Below are 22,150 nucleotides of genomic sequence, written 5' to 3' on the forward strand. Positions count from 1 at the left end.
AGGGGTTCCGGGGGCGAGCGAGGAGACCGTGATGAGCGAACCGACGAAGCCGGTGGTCGAGGTTCCGGAGGGGGACGCGCCCGCCGAGCTGACGATCCGGGACCTTGTCGTGGGGGACGGGCCGGAGGCGCTGCCGGGCCGGGTCGTCCGGCTGCACTACGTCGGGGTGACGTTCGCGTCCGGGCGGGAGTTCGACTCGTCCTGGGAGGAGGGCCGGCCGTTCAAGTTCGCCGTGGGCGGCGGCCGGGTCATCAAGGGCTGGGACCGCGGGGTCAGGGGAATGAAGGCCGGCGGCCGGCGCGAGATCATCGTTCCCCCGCGCCTCGGCTACGGCAAGCAGTCACCCTCCGCACTGATCCCGCCGGGCTCGACACTGATCTTCGTGGTGGACCTGCTCACGGTGGTGGCTCCCGGCGGCGCCGGCGGAGACCGCGCTCAGACCGCCGGCTGAGCGGCCGCTGCCTCACCGGACATCGCCGGGGCGGCGTTGAACAGCGCGTGGACGGCGGAGGTGACCCGGGCGGTGACGATCTCCGGGGTGGAGAGTCGAGCTTGCCGTCGAGGTGCAGGAACGCGAGGCCGTGGACGAGGGCCCACACCGTGGTCGACAGGGCGTCCGCGTCCACACCGGGGAAGGTCGCGCCGACGACGGTGCGGACGTACTCCGAGATGGCCGCGGTCGCGGCGACTCGCTCGTCGCTGGTGGGGTCGCAGGGCTCCGCGGACATCGCCCGGAACAGGGCCGGGTGCTCCAGCGCGAACCGTACGCAGGCGACGGCGACCGCGGCGAGTTCACCGGGTGTCGAGGGTGCGGGGTGGGCTTGCGCCAGGTGGGTGACGAGCTCGCGGTACCCCTCGGCGGCCACCGCGGAGACCAGCGCCTCGCGGCCGGCGTAGTGGCGGTAGGGGGCCGTCGCCGACACCCCGGCCCGCCGGGCGACCTCGCGCAGCGAGAGCCCGGCGCTGCCGTCCTCCTCCAGGCTCGCGAGCGGCACGCATGCAGGCGGCGTGCTCCTCGTCGCCTCGGGCGGCGGCAGAACCCACTGTTCGTCGCGGCGGCGGCAGGTCGCCCGGCCGTCATCGGTCTCCGGAATGGCCTGGAGGGCTCGCTCGACCTCGCCCGACGGGCTCCCGCGCCGGTTGCGGGGGACGAACCGGGCGCGAAGGATGGAATCGCTCATTGCCGTCAGGGGTGTGCACAGCCCCGACGGCCGGTGCTTCAGCGCCGACGCGGCCGACGGAGCCGCGTGTACAGGGCGCATCCGTGTGCCGTGACCAGGCGGCCGTACGGATGTGCCGCCGACCGGGCGCACGGTGTGCCCGCGACAGGGAGTCGACATGACCGATCTGCCTCCTCCGATCACCCCCTACCTGGAACCCGCGGCGAAAGAGCTGTGCGAGGCCACGGATCCGCATCCGCGGATCTACGAGGTCCCCCCGGAGAAGGGCCGCGACATCCTGCTCGGCCTGCAGAGCGACGCGAGCGTGCCCCGCCCGGACGTCGACGAGGAGTGGGTCGACGTGGACGCGGGCCAGTGGGGCACGGTCCGCACCCGGATCATCCGGCCCAAGGGGGCCACCGGACCGCTGCCGGTGGTCTTCTACATCCACGGCGCCGGCTGGGTCTTCGGCGACGACAAGACCCACGACCGCCTCTTCCGCGAACTCGCCGTGGGGGCCGGCGCGGCCGGGGTCTTCCCCGTCTACGACCGGGCGCCCGAGGCGAAATACCCCACCCAGGTCGAGCAGAACTACGCCGTGGGCCAGTGGGTCCTGGAGCACGGGGCGGAGCACGGACTGGACACCTCGCGGATCGCGGTCACCGGCGAGTCCGTGGGCGGCTGCATGTCGGCGGTGTTCGCGCTGATGAACAAGGAGCGCGGAGGCATCGACCTCAAGGCCCAGGTCCTGCTGTACCCGGTCACCGACGCCGACTTCAACACCCCCTCCTACCTCCAGTTCGACGAGGGCTACTACCTCACCCGCGACGCCATGAAGTGGTTCTGGGACGCCTACATCGGCAACCCCGCCCACCGCACCGAGGTGTACGCCGCACCCCTCCACGCCTCCCTGGACCAGCTCCGGGGCCTGCCCACCACGCTGGTCATCACCGACGAGGCCGACGTCCTGCGCGACGAGGGCGAGAAGTACGCCAACCGGCTGCGCGAGGCCGGGGTGGACGTGACCTCCGTCCGCGTGGCGGGCATGGTCCACGACTTCCTCCTGCTGGACAGCCTGCGTGACACCCGCGCCGCGAACGTCGCCCGCACCCTCGCCGTCGACGCCCTCAAGAAGGCCCTGCACGACGGCTGAGACATCCTGTCGTCGGGACCGGGCCACCACTCGCCGTCGCTGCGGGGTCAGGCCGCCCGCACGGATTCCTCCGCGGGGAGCCGGGTGCCGACACGGGTCATCAACAGCCCGGCGAGCGCCGCGACCGGGTAGGCGAGTACGCCGTACACGGCCGCAGGCACGGCCAGGCTGACGCTGCCGAGCACGCTGATCGCCAGCGTCATGGCGACCGTGCTGTTGTGCACGCCGATCTCCATCGAGCAGGCGATCGCCTGCCGTTTGCCGACGCGTGCCATACGGGGCACGAAGTACCCCGTGGCCAGGCTCAGCACACAGAAGAGCAGCGCCACGGGTCCGGCGTCCGCGAGATAGCCGGCGATGTTGCTCCGCTCGGCCAGTACGGCGCCGACGATCACCGCGACGAGGACGACGACCGACAGGAGACGCACCGGGCGGTCCATACGGAGCGCGAACGCCTCCGAGCGCCGGCGCACGGCCAGGCCGATCACCACCGGTACGAGCACCAGGGCGAAGACCTGGAGCACCTTGTCGAACTGCAGCCCGAGGCCGTCCTGACCGATCCCCGGCTCGAAGTGGAGCAGCGCGAAGTTGGTGATGACCGGCAGGGTCGCGATGGCCACGACCGCGTTGATCGCCGTGAGCGTCACGTTCAACGCAACGTCACCGCCGAACAGATGGCTGAAGAGGTTGGCCGTCGTCCCGCCCGGAGAAGCGGCCAGCAGCATCATGCCGACGGCGAGTTCGGGGGAGAGGCCGAAGGCGATGACCAGGCCCAGACACGCCGCGGGCAGCAGCAGCGCCTGACAGGTCAGCGCCACGACGACCGCACGCGGATGCCGGCGTACCCGGCGGAAGTCGTCCGCGGTCAGGGACAGTCCCAGCCCCAGCATGATGACGGCGAGGGCGAGCGGCAGCATGACGGTGGCGATGGGAGAGTCCATGTGCGGCTTCGTCTCCTGAGCGAGGGAAGGGACGGCGGGGCTGCCGCATGAACGTAACGTCGCGATGTGTACGCCATCAACACTCCTGCGGACGGATTCCGGCCGCCGGTCGGGCCGGGCGGCGTGCCATCGTCGGCGGCGAAGCCGAAGGAGGCGAAGCCGATGGGAGGAGGCGAAGCCGAAGTAGTGGTCGAGCCCGGGAACAGCGGGCCCGGCGGGCACGGTTGCATGGACCGGGGGGCCGAGCCTCCGACGTGCGGTATGCCCGCCGCGGACTCGGACTCGGACTCGGACCCCGTCCCCGACCTGACCCTGTGGAAGGACTTCTTCATGACCGACCGGCCCCTGACCCTCATGGCCGTGCACGCCCACCCCGACGACGAGGCCACGGGAACCGGAGGAGTGCTCGCCCGGTATGCGGCGGAAGGCATCCGCACGGTCCTCGTGACCTGTACCGACGGCGGTTGCGGAGACGGACCGGGAGGCGTCAAGCCCGGCGACCCCGGGCACGATCCGGCGGCCGTCGCCGCGTTGCGCGGCCAGGAACTCAAGGCGAGCTGTGACGTTCTGCGGGTGAGCGATCTGGAGACGCTGGACTACGCGGACTCCGGGATGATCGGCTGGCCGAGCAACGACGCTCCCGGATCCTTCTGGCGGACCCCCGTGGAGGAGGGTGCCGCCCGGCTCGCGGAACTCATGCGGCACTACCGGCCCGATGTGGTCGTGACCTACGACGAGAACGGCTTCTACGGTCACCCCGACCACATCCAGGCCCACCGCATCACGATGGCGGCGCTGGAGATGACCGAGCTGACGCCGAAGGTCTACTGGACGACGATGCCGCACTCGGCGATGCGCCGGTTCGAGGAGATGATGCGCGAGTCCCAGGGGGACATGCCGGAGCCGGACCCGGCCGAGGTCGCCGAGATGGAGAAGATCGGTCTCCCCGACGAGGAGATCACCACGTGGGTGGACACCACCGCGTACAGCGGCCAGAAGTTCGACGCGCTGGCCGCCCACGCCAGTCAGGGCGAGAACATCTTCTTCCTCACGATGGGCAAGGAGAAGTTCGGCGAGCTGATGGGCATGGAGACCTTCGTCCGGGTCAAGGACGCCACCGGTGCGGCCGTCCCCGAGAAGGATCTCTTCGCCGGACTCCGCTGACCCGCCGCCCGCCGGGGCCCGCACGGCAAGGGGCGTGCGGGCTCGTCACCCCTGCCGGGCCCCCGCCAGCCGCCCCCGTGCCGCCGCCTGGATCTGCGAGGGGCCCAGCCCCCACTCCAGGGTGCGTCCGACGGCCGTCGCAAGGGGCCGGTCCCAGCAGACGCGCGCGGGGGCCGGGCGGCGGATGGAGAGTTCGGCGCGGGCCCAGTCGGGGAGGAGCCCGGTCGAGGCGTTGGTGAGCAGGCGGACGGCCAGCCGCTCCTGCGGCGTGCGCCCGAAGGCGCGGAGGAACCGCACCGAGTCCAGCGCGGCCGGGGTGGCACGGAGTCCGGGGCGCATACGGGTCAGATAGCCCTCCACATCGGACGCGGTACGCGGCACCTGCCGTGCCCCCAACTCCTCCGCCACCGGGGCGGCCTGGCGGTAGTAGGTGTCGCACTCGGCGCGGGTGAGCCGCTGCCCCCGGGGCGCGTACGCCTGGTGGCCGGCGAGGAAGCTGCGGACCTCGGCGGTGTGCACCCAGGTGAGCAGGTCGGGATCGTCCGCGCGGTACGGCCTTCCGTCGGGGGCCGTACCGCGCACCCGGGTGTGGATGCGCCGGACGAGACCGATCACCTCGCGGGCGGCGGGGGAGGAGCCGAAGGTGGTCGTGGTGATGAACCGTACGGTTCCGTTCAGCCGCCCGACGGGATCGGCGCGGAAGTCCGAGTGCTGGTCGACTCCGGCCATGGCCAGCGGATGCAGCGACTGGAGCATGAGGGCGGCGAACCCGCCGGTGAGCATCCCGGTGGCCTGCCCGTGCACCCGCCACAGCGGCTCCGCCGGGGTGATCCCGAACAGCCCCGGATCGCCGGGCGGAGCCGCGTACCGCTCCAGCTTCAGGTCCCCGCCGTGCAGCGCCGCGGTGAGCTCCGCCGCGATCCGCTCCCGCAGTCCCACCAACGCCTCCCGGCTCGCGACTCCGGCTCCGGCTCCGGTGTCCTTCGGCCGAGGGTACCGAGCCGCTACAGCTGCGGGCCCGGCTGTTCCAGCGCCACCACGACCATGACCGGAAGATCGGTGTCCTGCTGGATCACCCCGGCCGTCAGGATCCGGCCGTCGATGGTCCACTTCGCCACCTCGATGAACTCGTCCTCGTCGGCCGCCGTCCGCTCGGCCGTGACGAGGTTACCGGCGAGCGCTGACCCCTCGATCTCGGGCAGGAAGCCGGCCAACACCCGCTCTCCCTGCTCGTAGACGGCGTCCAGGTCGTCGAAGTAGCCCGACGCGTCGACGTCGCGGATCCAGACGGCGAACGACACGTGGACCGTCCCGTCGCCGAACGTCTGGATCCAGGCCGAGACGCCGTCCTTGTTCCACGACGTCTCCGCGCCGTTACGGGGTTTCCCCCCGGGCGCCCACCCGTGAGCCGAGAACCGCGCCGCCGCACCCCCGGCGGTCAGCGGGACGAGGTCCCCGAACCCCTCCAGCAGGGCGATCACCGCAGCCAGGGAACGAGCTCCGATCATCGGTTCACCGGTCGAGCCGGGTTCAGTGCTCACAGAGGGAGAACTCGCGTTCGTAGAGCTGCTCGTTGTGTTCGTCGACGAAGAACTTGCGTTCCCGCATGAGCTCTTCGCGATAGCCCTCGGCCTGCTCGCGCGTCATGGTCGAAGTGGCGAACCCCGGCTGCTGCGGCGGTACGTCGGAGGTCGAGACGATCTTCTTGCCCGGGTCGACCAGGAAGAACGCGAGAATCTTCCGATGCCCCGGACGGGTGGGGTCGGCCAGACGGAACGAGCCGACGCGGTGCTGAAGGACGTTCGGGAACGCCAGGCAGCGGCCCGCCGGGGTGGCCGCCGAACCCAGTGCCTGGTTCAGCGCCTCCTCGTCCTCCAGGCCGTAGACCTCCCGCAGGCCGTTGTCGTCGTTCTGCTCGTAGCGCGGGTAGTCGAGCGCCGTACGGAAGCTCAGCCGGCTCTCGGTGATGTTCTCGCTGTCCCAGTAATAGATACCGGTCGAGACGATCCGCTCGTTCAGCATGCCCTCGACATGCCAGGAACCGCCGGCGTACTCGGGCTTGTCGGGGGTCAGATGAATCGTGGCGAGCTTGACGATGACCTGGAGGCGGCGGCCGCGCAGGTCCACCCGGGCCGACGCGTCGGGCGCCGGGGGCGGGGTGAAGTCCGGGGCGTCCGGGATCACCGGGCGGCGGTTCTCCCACCATGCGTCGTGGTCCACCTCCCAGGCGCACAAGGCCTCCTCATAGGCCTCGTCATCGTCGTACGACGCCTCGTCCGGGTGCTCCGGCTCCGAGTCGTACCACCCGAAGGGATCGGCCTCGATCCGCAGGGGCCGCGGATGACGCAGATCCGTGAGCACGTTCTCCAGCAGAGGCCGCATGCGCGTGAACACGTCCGGCAGGACAGCGGCCAGTTCGCGATGGGTCTCGGGGTGGACGTTGTTGACGTACGAACGGAAGACCGTGTCACCGCCGGCGGTGACCTCGACGTCCGTGGGCAGCCACTGGAACTTCTCCGAGAACTCGTAGGCCGCCCAGCGGTTGTCACTCTCGTTCTTCCAGGCCCGCTCCGGTGCGTCGCTCACCCCTCTCACCAGGCAGAACAGCGAGGGATGCACCAGGTCCAGGACCTGCCCGCCGGATCCGGGGTGCCAGTCCCGCTCCGCCGCCGGGACCTCTTCCAGAACCCGCACCGCCTCGCGCAGCCGGGATCTGAGCGCGTCGTCGACCAGGGTGTCCGACTGCCACACACCGTCGACGGCGGACACCTCGATCCCGGTCCCGGCGTCCCGCAGCGCGGCGTAGTGCGTGAGCTCGGCGAGCACGTATCGGACCTGCGCCTCGGTGAGTCCCTGGGCGACCGCTTCCCGTGTCCACCTGGCGACGATGGCGGCATCGTTCATCTTGTCGGACCAGCCGGGCTTCGCCCTGATGTGCGCGCTGCACTGGATCATCTGGAGTTCCCGCAGCGTCCGGATCGGCGCGAGCGCTATGGAGCGGGAGGTGTGAAAGGGCAACGGGAAAGCAGACAGGCCGGACAACGCTCGTGATCCTCCGCGTCGGTGAGTGGTGGCCGGAAGACTACGTCAGCGCACTGACATCGCCTTGGTCGCTCCTGCCATCGCCTTCCGGAACCGGCGGTGGGGCCGGTGCGCGAACGCACCGGCCCCACCGATGGAGCTTTCCGGCCACGCCCGGAGCAGGCGTGGCCGGGCTGTCAGACCAGGTCGTAGCGGTCGAGGTCCATGACCTTGGCCCAGGCGGCGACGAAGTCCGTCACGAACTTCTGCCGCGCGTCGTCGCTCGCGTAGACCTCGGCGAGGGCACGGAGCTCGGAGTTGGAGCCGAAGACCAGGTCGGCGCGGGTGCCGGTCCACTTGACCTTGCCCGATGCGTCGCGGGCCTCGAACTCGTCCTGCGTCGACGACGTCGACTTCCAGGTGATGCCCAGGTCGAGCAGGTTCACGAAGAAGTCGTTGGTCAGCGTGCCCGGGCGGTCGGTGAGAACGCCGTGCTTCGAGCCGCCGGTGTTGGCGCCCAGCACCCGCAGACCGCCGACCAGGACGGTCGTCTCCGGGGCGCTCAGCGTCAGCAGGTTCGCCCGGTCCAGGAGCAGGTACTCGGCGGGCAGCCGGGCCGCCTTGCCGGTGTAGTTGCGGAAGCCGTCGTACGCGGGCTCCAGCGCGGCGAAGGACTCGACGTCCGTCTGCTCCTGCGTGGCGTCGACGCGGCCCGGGGTGAACGGCACCTCGACCTCGACACCGGCGTCCTTGGCCGCCTGCTCGACCGCCGCGCCGCCCGCGAGGACGATCAGGTCGGCCAGGGAGACCTGCTTGCCGCCCTTGGCGTTGAAGGACTCCTGGATGCCTTCGAGGGCGCGCAGGACCTGGGCCAGCTCGTCCGGGTTGTTCACTTCCCAGCCGCGCTGCGGCTCCAGACGGACCCGGGCGCCGTTGGCGCCGCCCCGCTTGTCGCTGCCGCGGAAGGATGCGGCCGAGGCCCAGGCGGCCGAGACCAGCTGCGCCACCGTCAGGTCCGTGCCCAGCACCTGCTCCTTGAGCGCGGCGATGTCCGCGGCGTCCAGCTTCTCACCGGTGCGCGCGGGCAGCGGGTCCTGCCACAGCAGCACCTCGGAGGGCACCTCGGAGCCCAGGTAGCGCTGGATCGGGCCCATGTCGCGGTGCGTCAGCTTGTACCAGGCGCGGGCGAAGGCGTCGGCGAACTCCTCCGGGTTCTCGTGGAAGCGCCGCGAGATCTGCTCGTACGCCGGGTCGAAGCGCAGCGACAGGTCGGTGGTGAGCATCTGCGGCTTGTGCTTCTTCGACGCGTCGTGCGCGTCCGGGATCGTCGCCTCCGCGTCCTTGGCGACCCACTGGTGGGCGCCGGCCGGGGACTTGGTCAGCTCGTACTCGTAGGCGAAGAGGTTGTGGAAGAACTCGTTGCCCCACTTCGTCGGCGTGCTGGTCCAGGTCACCTCCAGACCGCTGGTGATGGCGTCCCCGCCCTTGCCCGACTTGTACGAGCTGCGCCAGCCGAGGCCCTGCTCCTCCAGCGGGGCGCCCTCGGGGTCCGCGCCGACGCTCTCGGCCGGGCCCGCGCCGTGCGTCTTGCCGAAGGTGTGGCCACCGGCGATGAGGGCGACGGTCTCCTCGTCGTTCATCGCCATCCGGCGAAAGGTCTCGCGGATGTCGCGGGCGGCGGCGATCGGGTCCGGGTTGCCGTTGGGGCCCTCGGGGTTGACGTAGATCAGACCCATCTGGACCGCGCCGAGCGGGTTCTCCAGCTCACGGTCGCCGGTGTAGCGCTCGTCGTCGAGCCAGGTGGTCTCCGGGCCCCAGTAGACGTCCTCCTCCGATTCCCAGACGTCCTCGCGGCCGCCGGCGAAGCCGAAGGTCTTGAAGCCCATGGTCTCCAGGGCGACGTTGCCGGTGAGGATCAGCAGGTCGGCCCAGGACAGCGCCTGGCCGTACTTCTTCTTCACCGGCCACAGCAGCCGGCGGGCCTTGTCCAGGTTGCCGTTGTCCGGCCAGCTGTTCAGCGGGGCGAACCGCTGCTGCCCGGCGCCCGCGCCGCCGCGGCCGTCGCTGATGCGGTACGTGCCGGCGCTGTGCCAGGCCATCCGGATCATCAGCGGCCCGTAGTTGCCGAAGTCAGCCGGCCACCAGTCCTGCGAGGTGGTGAGCACCTCGGCGATGTCCCGTTTCACCGCGGGCAGGTCCAGCGACTCGAACACGGCCGCGTAGTCGAACTCCTCACCCAGCGGGTTCGCCACGGCGGGGTTCTTGGCCAGGATCTTCAGGTTGAGGCGGTCCGGCCACCACTGGCGGTTCCCGCCGCCCTGCGTGGGGTGCGGCGCGCGGCCGTGCGCCACGGGGCAGCCGCCGGCCTGCGCCTCGGGCTTCTCGGGTACGGCCGTCTCGGGCGAGTCCGGGACGACGGGGTCAAAGACGTGCGACTCGTTGTTCTCGGTCATGGGTGATCCTTCCGGACCCGGCGGGTCGTGGGGCGCTGAACGGGGGGAGGAGGATTCGGGCCGTACAGAAGGGGCACGCTGATGCCGGGGCCCGTCGCGGGTCGCCCGAGTGCCTCGCGGGCCACCGCACCCGGCGGTCCCGGGCGGTGCGACGACGACGGCGCTGGGCCGACGGGCGGCATTGCGCGGTCGACCTGTGGTGTCCCGTCGCGTGTCTCTGCTGCCGTACCGGAGTCTTCCTGTCTCTTGGATGTCGCCGGGATCGATCCTACGATGGACTTCGTCCAAGTCAAGAAGTGGGCTAAAAACATAATGACGGGGGCGTGGCGTCGGCGCATTCCTTGCGCGGGCCGCCCACCCCCTCCGGCGAGCAGAGCAGGTGAAACGAGATGAGCGACCTCCTTCGACGGCTGCGGGGCCGTGGCTGGCGCATGACCTCCCAGCGGCGTGTCGTCGCGGAGGTCCTCGACGGCGACCACGTCCACCTGACGGCCGACGAGGTGCACCAGCGGGCCGCGGCCCGCCTGCCCGAGATCTCCCGTGCGACCGTCTACAACACGCTGGGCGAGCTGGTCGCGCTCGGCGAGGTGCTGGAGGTCTCCACCGTCGGCCGCGCCAAGCGCTACGACCCCAACGCCCGCACCCTCCACCAGCATCTGGTCTGCTCCGGCTGCGGCATGGTCCGCGACGTCCATCCGGTCGGCGACGCCATCGGCGATCTGCCGGAGGAGGAGCGGTTCGGGTTCACGGTCGGCTCGGTGGAGATCACCTACCGGGGGGTGTGCCCGGGCTGCGCCTGACGTCGGCGACCGTGCCGCTGCCCGCTCAGCCATCGCGGACCGACGTCACGTCATAGACGACCGCGGAGCTGTTCGCCGGTCCGCGGCAGGTCAGCCGGCAGGCAGGCGTGCGCCGGGCCCGTACCTCGACGTCGAGCGGCCCCGCGTGCGGAGCCCGGCCGCTGACGCGGACGCGCCAGCCGTCGTCGTCGGCGACCGTCTCCGTGACCGCGTAGTCGTGCCTGCCCGCCGGGCCCAAGCGCCGGAGCACCGCGGCCACCGCCGCCTGCTGCGGCGGGCGGAGGGTGGTGTAACCCCGCAGGTGGTCGGCGCGGATGCGGTCGGCGAGGTGGTCCTCGATCACGGTGACCGCCGAGCGCGGGTCCAGATTGCCGTAGTAGACGCCGTCGGGTACGACGACGACGTTGGCGGCGAAGCGGTCACCGCCCACGTGCGTGCACTCCCACACCAGATCGGGCCAGCGGGCGCTGAGGGCCTCGCCCACGGGACGGCCGCGCACCGCGCAACAGGCGTCGTGCAGGCCGTGCGCGCAGACGAGGACGACGGGGGCGAGGCCCGGCTCCCCCGGGGAGTCCAGGGCGGCCACGATCTGCGCCAGGTCCCGGTCGCGGTGCCAGCTGCCCCACCGCTGGCGCAGCGCGCCGGAGCTGTCGTGGTGCAGCACCGCCCACCGGTCGCTCCCCTCGGTGCGGCGACGCCCGTGCCGCCTGACGAGGAGGATCCGGGCCCGGTTCGCCCGGGCCGCGGCGAACACGAGGGTCTTGGTCTCCGGGTCGAGGTCGAGGCCGTCGAAACCGTTGGCGGGCCAGGCGCGCCGGTACTCGATGAGGACCCAGACGGAGCCGAAGGGGGCCGTGCCGACGAACGCGTCGTCACGGCCCCTGGCCGCGTCGGCGCAGAAGAACCGGTCCGGCGGGGTCACCGGTCCGCGGGCACCAGCACGCCCGCCCGCAGCAGCCGCCCGGCGAGCGCGAGGCCGAGGTCGCCGGCGGTGCGCACCCGGCCGTCGAGCAGTCGGGCCACGGGTACGAGGTCGGATGCCGGGAAGTCCAGGTGCCCGACGCGGGTGTGCAGGCGTGTTCCCTCCAGCCGGGGCTCCAGTGCTTTCCGCAGCCGTACGGGTGACGTCGTCGTGAGGCCGCTCAACGCGGCGAGCTGGGCCACCGGCCCCAGCGGCGCCGGGCGGGCCTGGGAGCGGCGGGCGCGGTGGAAGAGCGGGGCGGGGTCGGCCTCGGCCACGGCGGCCAGCAGGCGCTCACGGACCAGGTCCAGGATGCCGTCCGTGCCGTCCGCGCCGTTCGGGCCGTTCGAACCACCTGGTTCGTTCGGGCCGTTCGTCGCCCGTTCCGCCAGGGGCAGTGACCGGCGCATGGCCGGATCGTCGCCCAGTGCCGCGAGGGCGGCCCGGGTCAGTTGCTCGGCCAGGGCGTAGCGGGTCCAGGCGTGGACGCCCAGCGTCAGATGGATCGAGACCTGCCCCTGGGCCTGCGCCGAGTGCAGCCAGCCGCGCGGCAGGTACAGCACGTCGCCGGGACGGAGCATCGTGTCCAGGTGGGGCGTGCCGTGCGCGGCCCGGTCGGCGACGGCCGCACGGTGATCGGTCCACGGCTGATCGCGCAGCGGATCCGGCAGTACGGGCTCGTGGATCACCCATCGCTTCGCCCCCTCGATCTGGAGGACGAACACGTCGTGCACGTCGTAGTGCGCGTCGAATCCGCGGTTCTGCGGCGGAGTGACGTAGGCGTTCGCCTGTACGGGGTGCCCCAGCTCCGCGCTCAGTCCGGAGACCAGGTCCGCCACCGGCTCCCAGGTGCGGTGCAGCGCCTGAAGGACGAGCGTGGCGCCGTCGGCGAACGCGCGCCACAGGGCCGTGTCGTCGAGCTGGTCGGCGACGGTCGCCCCCACTCCGGCGGGTGCGGTGAAGGACGACGACGGAAGCGTGGTGCCGTCCTTGGCGACCCGGAGGAACGGCGTACGAAGCCCCCGGCGGGAGATCAGCTCGTCCACGGCGGACGGGGAGAAGACGTCCGCGAAACCGCTCGCCCCGCGCGTCAGCGACGCTGTCCGGCCCCAGACGTCGCGGGCGAATTCCTCCCGGCCGAGCCCGGTCAGCCGGGACTCCAGGATTCCGGCGCCTTCACGCGCGCCGGAATCCTGGACCTCGGTGCTGGGCAGGCTCAAGAGCCGCTGTCGGCGCCACCGTCGGCTCCGCCGTCGTGGACGCCGGGCGTGCCGGCCGCGCCGCCGTCCGCAGGGCCTTCCGCGCCCCCGTCCGCGCCACCGTCGGCCCCGCCGTCGTGGACGCCGGGCGTACCGGCTGCACCGCCGTCGGCGGGTCCTTCGGCCCCGCCATCGGCTCCGCCGTCGTGGACGCCGGGGGTGCCGGCCGCGCCGCCGTCCGCAGGGCCTTCCGCGCCCCCGTCGGCCCCGCCGTCGTGGACGCCGGGCGTGCCCGCCGCTCCGCCGTCCGCAGGTCCCTCGGCTCCGCTCGCGTCGTGCTCGGTCATCATTCCTCCTGGGATCACACCATGGGGACGATGGTTTTCCGCTGTCCGGAAATCCGGTCGCCGGGACGTTGATCTGCGCCGAAATGGCCAGTAATCACCGTATCCCTGCGGCTGGAAAACATCGATTCGAGCGGTACGAAGTCGTCCGAATGCCGGAACTCACGCCCCGCGTGCGCCACCGGCGGAGCCAGGCTTCTCCGCGAACACCCACCGGTTGCCCGCCAGCGCGTCGTTCGGCTCGGGCAGGGGGCCGCGTCCGTGCAGGCGGGTGAAGTCGAAGGGGGTGTGGACCGAGGTGGACCAGCCCCGGTCCGTCAGACGGCCCGCCGAGTCGGGGCGGGGAGCCAGGTCGAACAGGTCCAGCAGGTCGATGCCGATCTGCTCCCTGGTGGCCGTGTACAGCGGGCTGTCGCGGTACTCCAGCAGGTCCTTCTCCAGCTTCACCTCGAAGGCCAGCGCGCTGCCCCCGGCGCTCAGCCCCTCCACCGTGTCGATGAGGTAGGTCTCGGCGGCCGGCGGCAGGTAGAACAGCAGCCCCTCGACCAGCCAGACGCTCGGCGCTGCCGGGTCGAAGCCGACGCGGGGAAGGGCGTCGGCCCAGTCGGCGCGGAGATCCATCGGAACCGGTACGCGCGCCGCCCTCGGGGTGGCCGAAAGACCGCCGAGCACCCGGTGCTTGAAGTCCAGCACCTCCTTCCGGTCGATCTCGAAGACCACGCAGCCGGGAGGCCAGTCGAGCCGGAACGCGCGTGCGTCCAACCCCGCCCCGACCAGGACCACTTGGCGGGCGCCCCCGACGCGTACCGACCGGAGGAGGAAGTCGTCGAGGACCCGCGTCCGCAGCCCGAAGTACCGCGCGAACCGTCCCCACAGCGGGTTCGTGTCCCCGTCCGGGACCTGACGCGGGTGGACCGGCCAGTCGGCGGAGGCCTCGGCCGCGCGCACGAAGTGCTCCGCGTACACGTCCCGGGCCAGGCTGTCGGAGCGGTGGGATTCGAGAGCCCGCGCCGCCGCGACCAGGAGAGCGGTCACACCGACCCCGCCCGCCACGCCCTCCACACCGGTGCCGTCGGTGTTCCGATGTGCTGTGTCGACCATGTGTACTCCCTCGGGAATTCGCGGGCTTTACGGAATCAGCACCGGCTTCACCACGCGCCCCGCCTCGCAGTCGGCCTCGGCCTCGTTGACGTCGGTGAGCGGGTACGTACGGATCAGCTGGTCGAAAGGGAACCGCCCGGCCTGCCACAGCCCGGTCAGCCGGGGGATCATCAGGGCCGGGACCGCGTCCCCCTCGCAGATGTGGGAGATCCTCCGGCCCTGGTCCAAGGTCCCCGTCTCCAGCGGGAGTTCGGCGTGCAGCCGGGCCACCAGGCCGAGGTGCCCCCTCGGGCGCAGCGACCGGAGCGCGTCGTTGATCAGCGGGGCGGAGCCCGTGGTGTCGAGGGCGTACCGCGCGGCGCCGTCGGTCAGCCGGCGGATGCGGCCGGGAAGGTCGCCCGATGCGGCGTGCAGCGCGGTCGCGCCGAACTTCTCGGCGAGGGCCAGCCGTTCGGGGTGCCGGTCGACCGCCACGGCGACGGCCCCCGCGGCGGTGGCCGCCATGACCGCCGCCAGGCCCACCGCTCCGGCGCCGAAGACCGCGACGGTGTCACCCGGGCCCGCGCCGAAGGAGTTGAGGACCGCCCCGGCGCCGGTGAGGAAGCCGCAGCCGAGCGGCCCGAGCAGTTCGAGCGGGAGCGAAGGATCGACCCGTACGGCGTTGCGGGCCGGGACCATCGCGTACGCGGCGAAGGAGGACTGGCCGAACCACCGGGGCGCAAGCCCGCCCCCGGCCGCGTCGGTGAACCGGGCCGCGTTCTCGGAGCGGCCGCCGAAGAGGTTGAGCGCCGCGAACTTGTCGCAGTAGGCGGGGGCCGCGCCGAGGCAGTTCCGGCAGTGTCCGCAGGAGTCGAAGCTCAGCACGACGTGGTCGCCGGGGATCGGCCCGGTGCCGGAGCCGCCCGCCTCGACCACCACACCGGCCCCCTCGTGGCCGAGCACCGCGGGCAGCGGGGAGCGGCCCGCCGAGCGCCGGACGGCGAGATCGGTCCGGCACATGCCGCACCCCGCGATGCGGACCAGCACCTCGCCGTCCCCCGGACCCGCGTTCAGCATCACCTCCTCGACGGCGAACGGGTCCTCGTACGAGCGCAGTACCGCGGCGTCGAACCTCATTGCCGGCCCTCCTGGGGGCGGTGTACGACAAAGGGGCTGAGGTTGCCGTACAGCCCCCACGGCCCGCCCGCGACGCCGACGCCGCTCTCCTTGACCCCGGCGAAGGGCTGGGCGAGGGAGAGTTCGGCGTGGTGGTTGATCCACGCCGTCCCGCACTCCAGCCGGCCGGCCACCGCCTCGGCCCGGTCCAGGTCGGTGCCCCACACCGAGCCGCCCAGCCCGAAGAGGGTGGCGTTGGCCGCCTCGACGGCCTCGTCCACGGTTCCGTACGGCAGCACCGGCAGGACCGGACCGAACTGCTCCTCCGTCACCACCGGGCTGTCGGGCGGGACATCGGTCAGGACGGTCGGGGCGTGGAAGTAGCCCGGCCGGTCCAGCCGATGACCCCCGGCCGCCGCCCCGGCCCCGTCCGCCAGGGCCCTCGCCGTGTACCGCTCCACCCGGGCCAGCTGGGCGGCGTTGTTGAGCGGCCCCAGCTCCGTACCCTCGTCGAGGCCCGCCCCGACGACCACTGCCTTCGCCCGTTCCGCCAGGGCCTCGACCACCCGGCCGTGGAGCCGGGCCGGGGCGTAGACCCGTTTGACCGCCATGCAGACCTGCCCGCAGTTCCGGAACGCCGCCCAGAACAGCCGGTCCGCGATCCGCTCCACGTCCACGTCGTCCAGCAGGATCGCGGCGTCGTTGCCGCCCAGCTCCAGCGTGACCCGGGCCAGGCCGGACGCCGCGCCCGCCGCGACGGACCGCCCGGTGGGGACCGACCCCGTGAACGTCACATGCCGGATTCCCGGGTGGGACGCGAGGAGCGCGCCGAGGGGCTCGCGACCGGTGATCACCGTCAGCACGCCCTCGGGCAGGGTGGCGGACAGGACGGACCCCAGCAGCCGGGTGGCCAGCGGCGTGAAGGGGGAGGGCTTGAGAACCACCGTGTTGCCCGCGGCGAGCGCGGGCGCGAACTTCGCCGAGGCGAGCTGGAGCGGGAAGTTCCACGGGACGACGGCGGCGACGGGCCCGAGCGACCGCCAGCGGATCTCGCTGTGCACCGCCCGGCCGTCCGCGATGGTCCGGGTCTCGGGGGCCGACGCGGCGAACCACCGCAGGCGCGCCGCCGTGCGGGCGATCTCCGCGTACGACTCGGTCAGGGGTTTGCCCTGCTCCCGGGTGAGCAGGGGCGCGAGCTCAGGCCCGGCCGCCTCCACGGCGTCGGCCGAAGCGAGCAGGGCGGCGGCGCGGGCGGCGGGGTCGGTCCGCCAGCTCCGCCAGGCCTCGTGCGCCCGGTGGACCACCGCGTCCAGCTCCTGGGCCCGCTGGTCGGGAGCCTCGTCGAAGGCTTCGCCCGTCGCCGGGTCGAGCACGGTGAGGCGCTCACCGGGGGACGCCGGGTCCGGGGCGAGCTGATACGGCGCCACGCCGGCGGTCAGCTCGCGGCCGGGGTCGCCGCGTGTTCCCGGGCGTGCCGGTCCATCTCCGCCCGGAACTCGGCCACCAGCCGCGGCTGGATCCGCCCGGAATTGCGGTCGCCGCCCTCGCAGACCGCCCCGCGTACGCCGACGATGTCCGTCCCGATCCGGGTCAGCACGGCGAGATCCTCCCGCTTCACGCTGCCCGCGAGCGCGGCGAGCAGCCCGGCGTCGTGGGCCAGCCGGACGAACTCCCCGCAGGCTTCCGGCGGCACATGGTCGAACAGTCGGGTCCCGTCCTTGATCGCGGTGTCGAGCATTGCCGCGTCGGAGCCGGAGCGGCGGGCGATGTCGGGCAGCGCGAGCGGGCTCACACAGCCGATCCGGTGCGCGTCGGCATAGCCCGAGGCGACGACGAACGCGTCAGGCCGGAAGTCCTTGACGGCCCGGACCACTCCGCGCATCACCTCGATGGCCTGGTCGGGCGTCGTGCACCCGTAGAGGCCGACCTTGATGTAGGTGGCTCCGGAGACCGCCGCGCCGAGCGCCGCCTGCGCCACCGTGCCCGGCTTGTACGGGACGTCCCCGACCGTCGCCGACACCGGCTTGTCCGCCGGGACCGCCCCGCGGATCTCCCGGATGACCCAGGGGAAGTTCGCGCCGAGCGAGCCCTCGTCGGGCTTCTTCACATCGACGATGTCGAGATGGTCCGCCGCCTTCGCGCACGCGAGGGCTTCCTCGACACCGTCCGGGGAGATGAGCAGCAGCAACGTGGATTCCTTCCACCGCGGACACCCCCTGGAGGGTGTCTTGCCGATCAGGTCCGGCTCATCCTCGCCGCGCCGCTCAACCCCCCGGCAGGGCGCGAGGGATGGCGAACGGAGCACTGCTCCGACGCACTCACGCCCCCCGCGACGCGCCGTTCACCTCGGCCCACGCCCGCCGGGTCACACGGCCCCGGGGTTGCCGTAATAGGCTCCCGCCCCGTGTTTACGGGTGAAATGGCGGTCCAGCAGATGCTGAGGCGGCCGGGCCGCCCCCAGGGAGAGCGTGTGCAGCGCCATCTCCGCGACCGCCTCGCAGATCACCGCGTGCTCCAGCGAAGCGTCGGCGTCCGCACCCCAGGTGAAGGGACCGTGGTGCGCGACGAGGGCGGCGGGCACCGTCCGGGCCCGTTCGTCGTCGCCTCCGAGCAGCTCCACGATGACCTGCCCGGTGTTGAACTCGTAGTCCGTCGCGCACTGTTCGGCGCTGAGCGGCTCGGTGACCGGCACCGGGCCGTCGAAGGTGTCCGCGTGCGTGGTGCCGAGCACCGGGATCGGGCGGCGGGCCTGGGCGAAGGCCACGGCGTGCGGGGAGTGGGTGTGCGTGACCCCGCCGATCGACGGGAAGGCCCGGTAGAGGCTCCGGTGCGTCTCGGTGTCCGTCGAGGGCCGCAGCTCGCCCTCGACCACCCGGCCGTCGTCCAGGGCGACGACGACGAGATGCTCCGCGTGCAGCCGGTCGTACGGCACCCCCGACGGCTTGATGACGAACACCCCGGCCTCCCGGTCGACGCCGCTCACGTTGCCCCAGGTCAGCGTGGCCAGCCCCGCTGCGGGAATGCGCAGATTGGAGGCGAGGACCTCGTCGCGCAGCGACGCGAAGGCGGAGCGGGACATGGCGTGGCCTCCTGGCGGGGGTGGGGGAGCCGTCGCGCGGGCGGTGCCGCTCACAGGGCGTCGGCCAGTCGGTGGTAGGCCTGGTTCCAGCGGAGTTCCTGGGCGAACCGGCGTACGGTCGTGTCGGCGTCGATGAACGCGAGTTCCACGGCCAGCATGTCGGCCAGATCCTCGAACTCCTCGCGTCCCAGAGCCGTGGTGAGCACCGTGTGATGCGGGGCCCCGGCGGTCAGCCACGCCTCCGTCGAGGTGCGAAGGTCGGGCTCCGGGCGCCAGACCGCGCGGGCCACGGGCAGCAGGGGCAGCGGTTCGGGCGGCCCGACGACGTCGATCCGGTTGGCGACCAGCCGGAACCGGGAGCCCATGTCGGCCAGCCCCACGACGACTCCGGGGGCGGGGGCCGCGTCGAACACCAGGCGGACCGGGTCCTCACGCCCGCCGATGCTCAGCGGGTGGATCTCGCAGGAGGGCGTGGTGGCGGCGAGGGACGGGCACACCTCCAGCATGTGCGCCCCGAGGACGAGCCCGCTGTCCGGAGCGAGGTCGTAGGTGTAGTCCTCCATGAAGGACGTGCCGCCCGGCAGCCCGTACGCCATGGCCTTCGTGGCCCGCAGCAGCGCCGAGGTCTTCCAGTCGCCCTCGCCCCCGAAGCCGTAACCGTCGGCCATCAGCCGCTGCACCGCGAGACCGGGCAACTGCCGCAAGCCGCCCAGATCTTCGAAGTTGGTGGTGAAGGCGTTGAAGCCGCCGCCGGTGAGGAAGCCGCGCAGTCCGGCCTCGATCCGGGCCGCGTACCGCAGGGAGGCGTGGCGCTCCTTGCCGGGGAGCAGCTCCGGAGCCAGCGTGTAACGGTCGGCGTACTCCTCGGTGAGGGCCAGGACGGCGCTGTCGTCCACGGCGTCCACGGCCGCCACCAACTCGTTGACGCCGTAGGTGTTGACGGACGTGCCGAACCTGAACTGGGCCTCGACCTTGTCCCCTTCGGTGACCGCGACATCACGCATGTTGTCCCCGAAGCGGGCGAGGCGCAGGCGTGCGAACTCGGCCCGGCCGACGGCGGCACGGGTCCAGGCCGCGATGCGGTGGGCCACGTCGGGGGAGGAGACGTGCCCCGTCACGGTCTTGCGGGCGACGCCGATGCGGGACTGGATATGGCCGAACTCGCGGTCCCCGTGCGCCGCTTGGTTCAGATTCATGAAGTCCATGTCGATCGTGGACCAGGGGAGACGGCGGTTAGCCTGGGTGTGGAGGTGAAGGAGGGGCTTGCGCAGGGAAGCGAGGCCGGTGATCCACATCTTGGCGGGGGAGAAGGTGTGCATCCAGGCGATGAGGCCGATGCAGCGGTCGTCCGCCTCGGCGTCCAGACACAGTCGGCGGATCGCGTCCGCCTCCGTCAGAACGGGCTTCCACACGATGCGCACGGTCGGCCCGGCTCCGGCACCGGCGGCGATCGTCTCGCATATCTGCCGTGACTGGGAGGCCACTTGGGCGAGGGTGTCCTCGCCGTAGAGCGACTGACTGCCGGTCAGGAACCAGACTTCGCTGTCGGCGGGGGCGAGGGGCATGGCGATACTCCCTGGTCGGATTGGGCGGAGGGGGTCGATAGGCGGGTGCGGGGTGCTGCGGGTCGCGGGCGTGGATGCTCAGGGGCTCAGGGGCTCAGGGGCTCAGGGGCTCAGGGGCTCAGGGGCTCAGGGGCTCTGCGGCTCCGGGGCTCTGTGGCTGTGCGGTGCGCTCGGGGCGCGCGACGGGTGTCAGGACCCGGCCCGGCGGGCCCTGGCACGGTTGCGGAGCCTGCGCAGCCGGTGCAGCAGAAGGTCGCCGCCGGCGCCGAAGTGGTCGTGCAGCGCGCGGTATTCGGCGAAGAGTTCGTCGTAGACGTCGGCGTTGTCCGGGTCGGGGAGATACGCGTTCCGCTCGACGCCGCCCATATGGGCGGCGGCCGCCCGAACGCCCGGGTAGGCCCCGGCCGCCACCGCCGCGTGGATCGCCGAACCGAGCGCGGGGCCCTGGTCGGACGTGGCGAGCGACACGGGGCGGCGCAGGACGTCGGCGTAGATCCGCATGAGCAGCGGGTTCTTCTTGAGGCCGCCCGCCACGATGAACTCCGTGACAGGCACCCCGTGTTCCTCCAGGGTCTCGATGATGACGCGGGTGCCGAAGGCGGTCGCCTCCAGCAGGGCGCGGTAGACGTCCTCGGGGCGGGTGTCGAGCGTGAGGCCGACCAGGACTCCGGAGAGGTGGTGGTCGACGAGGGTGGAGCGGTTGCCGTTCATCCAGTCGAGCGCGACCAGGCCGTGCGCCCCGACCGGCTGCCGTCCGCCGATCCGGGACAGATGCTCGTGCAGATCCTCACCGGCGGCCTCCGCCGCGGCGCGGTAGTCGTCGGGCACGCCCTGCCGCAGCCACCAGGCGAAGATGTCGCCCACCCCGCTCTGCCCGGCCTCGTAGCCGTACGCGCCCGCCACGATGCCCCCGTCGACCACCCCGCAGACACCGGGTACGTCGGCCAACTCGTCGCTGTTGACGACATGGCAGGTGGAGGTGCCCATGATGGCGAGCAGGTGCCCGTTCTCCACCGCCCCGGCCGCCGGCGCCGTGACGTGGGCGTCCACGTTCCCCACCGCGACCGGGGTCCCCGGCCTGAGCCCGGTCAGGGCCGCCGCTTCGGCGGTCACGGTTCCGGCGCACGAGCCGAGCGGGAGCAGCGGGTGTTCCAGGCGGGTGGCGGGGAAGTCGGCGAAGTCCGGGTGGAGTCCGGCGAGATACGCGGGGGAGGGGTAGGAGCCGTCCTGGTGGATGCCCTTGTAGCCCGCGGTGCAGGAGTTGCGCGACTCGGCGCCGGTCAGCTGCCAGACGATCCAGTCGGCCGCCTCGATCCAGCGGGCGCAGGCGGCGTACACCGGCGGATCCTCTTCGAGCACCTGGAGCGCCTTCGCGTACTGCCATTCGGCGGAGATCCGGCCGCCGTACCGCCGGATCCAGGGCTCGCCCCGCTGGTGCGCCAGGGCGTTGATGCGGTCGGCCTGGTCCTGGGCGGCGTGGTGCTTCCAGAGTTTCGGCCAGGCGTGCGGTCGGTCCTCCCAGGCGGGCTGCTCGGCCAGCGGAACGCCGTCGGACGTGGTCGGCAGCACCGTGCAGGAGGTGAAGTCGGTGCCGATCCCGATGATGTGGGAGGGGTCGACGCCCGCCGCCGCGAGCGCTTCGGGTACGGCGGTACGGAGAGCCTCCCGCCAGTCGCGCGGGTCCTGGAGGGCCCAGTCCGGGGGCAGGGGGGTGTCCGAGCCCGGGAGGCTCCGGTCGATGACGCCGTTGCGGTAGGTGTGCACGGCGGAGCCGAGTTCCGCACCGTCGCGGACGCGGACCACGACGGCACGCGCCGAGAGCGTGCCGAAGTCGACGCCGACCGTGCAGGCGTCGGGCCGGCCGTCGAGAGGGCCGCCGGGAGGGATGCCGGGGGAATCGGGCTGAGGGGTCACGAGCGAGACTCTCTGCTGCGGGAGTGGGTGCGGGGAGCGTCACCGCCCCCTGATTGTTAGCGCTAACAATCACTGGAGGCAAGAGGCCCGGGCTTTCGGAGTGGCGTGAGCCGGGACTTCCGGGGGCATACCGTACGGATTCCGGGGTGGCGTGCGGACGGACTCCCGGGTTCGCGAGTCGTGCGGATCGATGCGCGAGT

The 22,150-nt window shown here is 72.3% G+C and carries 19 protein-coding genes and 1 pseudogene; 4 read left to right on the top strand and 16 right to left on the bottom strand.

Going from position 1 to position 22,150, the window contains the following annotated elements; all coding sequences use genetic code 11:
• The first annotated feature begins 31 nt into the window (after positions 1 to 31).
• Complete coding sequence (locus IE140_RS30715; protein WP_093443676.1) at positions 32 to 451, top strand: FKBP-type peptidyl-prolyl cis-trans isomerase; 420 nt, start codon at positions 32 to 34, stop codon at positions 449 to 451.
• Here the strand turns inward: IE140_RS30715 and IE140_RS30720 are convergent.
• Positions 436 to 999: pseudogene (locus tag IE140_RS30720) on the bottom strand (TetR/AcrR family transcriptional regulator). The gene IE140_RS30715 and the pseudogene IE140_RS30720 sit on opposite strands and share 16 nt — an antisense overlap.
• A 339-nt stretch (positions 1,000 to 1,338) precedes the next feature.
• On the opposite strand from IE140_RS30720, the gene IE140_RS30725 reads away from it, so the two are divergent.
• Positions 1,339 to 2,313, top strand: coding sequence for an alpha/beta hydrolase (locus tag IE140_RS30725; protein ID WP_032769053.1), 975 nt, complete (start codon positions 1,339 to 1,341; stop codon positions 2,311 to 2,313).
• A gap of 47 nt (positions 2,314 to 2,360) precedes the next feature.
• Here the strand turns inward: IE140_RS30725 and IE140_RS30730 are convergent, their stop codons facing one another.
• Complete coding sequence (locus tag IE140_RS30730) at positions 2,361 to 3,254, bottom strand: bile acid:sodium symporter family protein (protein ID WP_093443674.1); 894 nt, start codon at positions 3,252 to 3,254, stop codon at positions 2,361 to 2,363.
• 330 nt (positions 3,255 to 3,584) lie between these two features.
• On the opposite strand from IE140_RS30730, the gene IE140_RS30735 reads away from it, so the two are divergent.
• Entirely contained in the window at positions 3,585 to 4,418 is an 834-nt protein-coding gene (locus IE140_RS30735; protein WP_150198328.1) for a PIG-L family deacetylase, read from the top strand.
• Between the two features lie 45 nt (positions 4,419 to 4,463).
• Here IE140_RS30735 and IE140_RS30740 read toward each other — a convergent pair whose 3' ends face one another.
• The 4 genes from IE140_RS30740 to katG form a co-directional block, all read right to left on the bottom strand.
• A complete protein-coding gene (locus IE140_RS30740; RefSeq protein ID WP_189460890.1) occupies positions 4,464 to 5,360 on the bottom strand; it encodes an oxygenase MpaB family protein in 897 nt (298 codons plus the stop codon).
• A gap of 62 nt (positions 5,361 to 5,422) precedes the next feature.
• On the bottom strand, positions 5,423 to 5,926 hold the full coding sequence (locus tag IE140_RS30745; RefSeq protein ID WP_150196796.1) for a hypothetical protein: 504 nt from the start codon (positions 5,924 to 5,926) through the stop codon (positions 5,423 to 5,425).
• A 22-nt stretch (positions 5,927 to 5,948) separates the two neighbouring features.
• Positions 5,949 to 7,460 carry a DUF4246 domain-containing protein gene (locus tag IE140_RS30750; protein WP_150196797.1) on the bottom strand — a complete coding sequence of 504 codons (1,512 nt, stop codon included), beginning with the start codon at positions 7,458 to 7,460 and terminating at the stop codon, positions 5,949 to 5,951.
• A gap of 176 nt (positions 7,461 to 7,636) precedes the next feature.
• Positions 7,637 to 9,892, bottom strand: coding sequence for a catalase/peroxidase HPI (gene katG / locus IE140_RS30755; RefSeq protein WP_150196798.1), 2,256 nt, complete (start codon positions 9,890 to 9,892; stop codon positions 7,637 to 7,639).
• 389 nt (positions 9,893 to 10,281) lie between these two features.
• Between katG and IE140_RS30760 the strand changes: the two genes are divergently transcribed.
• Complete coding sequence (locus IE140_RS30760; RefSeq protein WP_093443666.1) at positions 10,282 to 10,692, top strand: Fur family transcriptional regulator; 411 nt, start codon at positions 10,282 to 10,284, stop codon at positions 10,690 to 10,692.
• Between the two features lie 25 nt (positions 10,693 to 10,717).
• On the opposite strand, the gene IE140_RS30765 is transcribed toward IE140_RS30760, so the two are convergent.
• The 10 genes from IE140_RS30765 to araB all read right to left on the bottom strand — a co-directional run bounded on the left by IE140_RS30765 (position 10,718) and on the right by araB (position 21,950).
• Positions 10,718 to 11,614 carry a ferredoxin family protein gene (locus IE140_RS30765; protein ID WP_150196799.1) on the bottom strand — a complete coding sequence of 299 codons (897 nt, stop codon included), beginning with the start codon at positions 11,612 to 11,614 and terminating at the stop codon, positions 10,718 to 10,720.
• Positions 11,611 to 12,873 carry a cupin domain-containing protein gene (locus IE140_RS30770; RefSeq protein WP_150196800.1) on the bottom strand — a complete coding sequence of 421 codons (1,263 nt, stop codon included), beginning with the start codon at positions 12,871 to 12,873 and terminating at the stop codon, positions 11,611 to 11,613. The genes IE140_RS30765 and IE140_RS30770 overlap by 4 nt, the downstream gene beginning before the upstream one ends.
• Positions 12,870 to 13,199 carry a hypothetical protein gene (locus IE140_RS30775; protein WP_150196801.1) on the bottom strand — a complete coding sequence of 110 codons (330 nt, stop codon included), beginning with the start codon at positions 13,197 to 13,199 and terminating at the stop codon, positions 12,870 to 12,872. Before IE140_RS30775 ends, IE140_RS30770 begins: the two co-directional genes overlap by 4 nt.
• A gap of 159 nt (positions 13,200 to 13,358) precedes the next feature.
• Entirely contained in the window at positions 13,359 to 14,297 is a 939-nt protein-coding gene (locus IE140_RS30780) for an SAM-dependent methyltransferase (protein WP_150196802.1), read from the bottom strand.
• A gap of 27 nt (positions 14,298 to 14,324) precedes the next feature.
• Positions 14,325 to 15,413 carry an NAD(P)-dependent alcohol dehydrogenase gene (locus tag IE140_RS30785; RefSeq protein WP_150196803.1) on the bottom strand — a complete coding sequence of 363 codons (1,089 nt, stop codon included), beginning with the start codon at positions 15,411 to 15,413 and terminating at the stop codon, positions 14,325 to 14,327.
• Positions 15,410 to 16,819, bottom strand: a complete 1,410-nt coding sequence (locus IE140_RS30790; protein WP_189460892.1) for an aldehyde dehydrogenase family protein — start codon at positions 16,817 to 16,819, stop codon at positions 15,410 to 15,412. Before IE140_RS30790 ends, IE140_RS30785 begins: the two co-directional genes overlap by 4 nt.
• 8 nt (positions 16,820 to 16,827) lie before the next feature.
• The gene (locus IE140_RS30795; protein WP_032779919.1) at positions 16,828 to 17,580 is read right to left on the bottom strand and encodes a (5-formylfuran-3-yl)methyl phosphate synthase; all 753 of its coding nucleotides are present in this window, start codon (positions 17,578 to 17,580) and stop codon (positions 16,828 to 16,830) included.
• Between the two features lie 177 nt (positions 17,581 to 17,757).
• A complete protein-coding gene (gene araD, locus IE140_RS30800) occupies positions 17,758 to 18,471 on the bottom strand; it encodes an L-ribulose-5-phosphate 4-epimerase AraD (protein ID WP_150196804.1) in 714 nt (237 codons plus the stop codon).
• A gap of 50 nt (positions 18,472 to 18,521) precedes the next feature.
• Entirely contained in the window at positions 18,522 to 20,036 is a 1,515-nt protein-coding gene (gene araA, locus IE140_RS30805) for an L-arabinose isomerase (RefSeq protein WP_150196805.1), read from the bottom strand.
• 189 nt (positions 20,037 to 20,225) lie between these two features.
• On the bottom strand, positions 20,226 to 21,950 hold the full coding sequence (araB, locus tag IE140_RS30810; protein WP_150196806.1) for a ribulokinase: 1,725 nt from the start codon (positions 21,948 to 21,950) through the stop codon (positions 20,226 to 20,228).
• Positions 21,951 to 22,150: the final 200 nt, after the last annotated feature.

The organism is Streptomyces parvus (assembly GCF_014648875.1).
Classification (GTDB): Bacteria; Actinomycetota; Actinomycetes; order Streptomycetales; family Streptomycetaceae; genus Streptomyces; species Streptomyces parvus.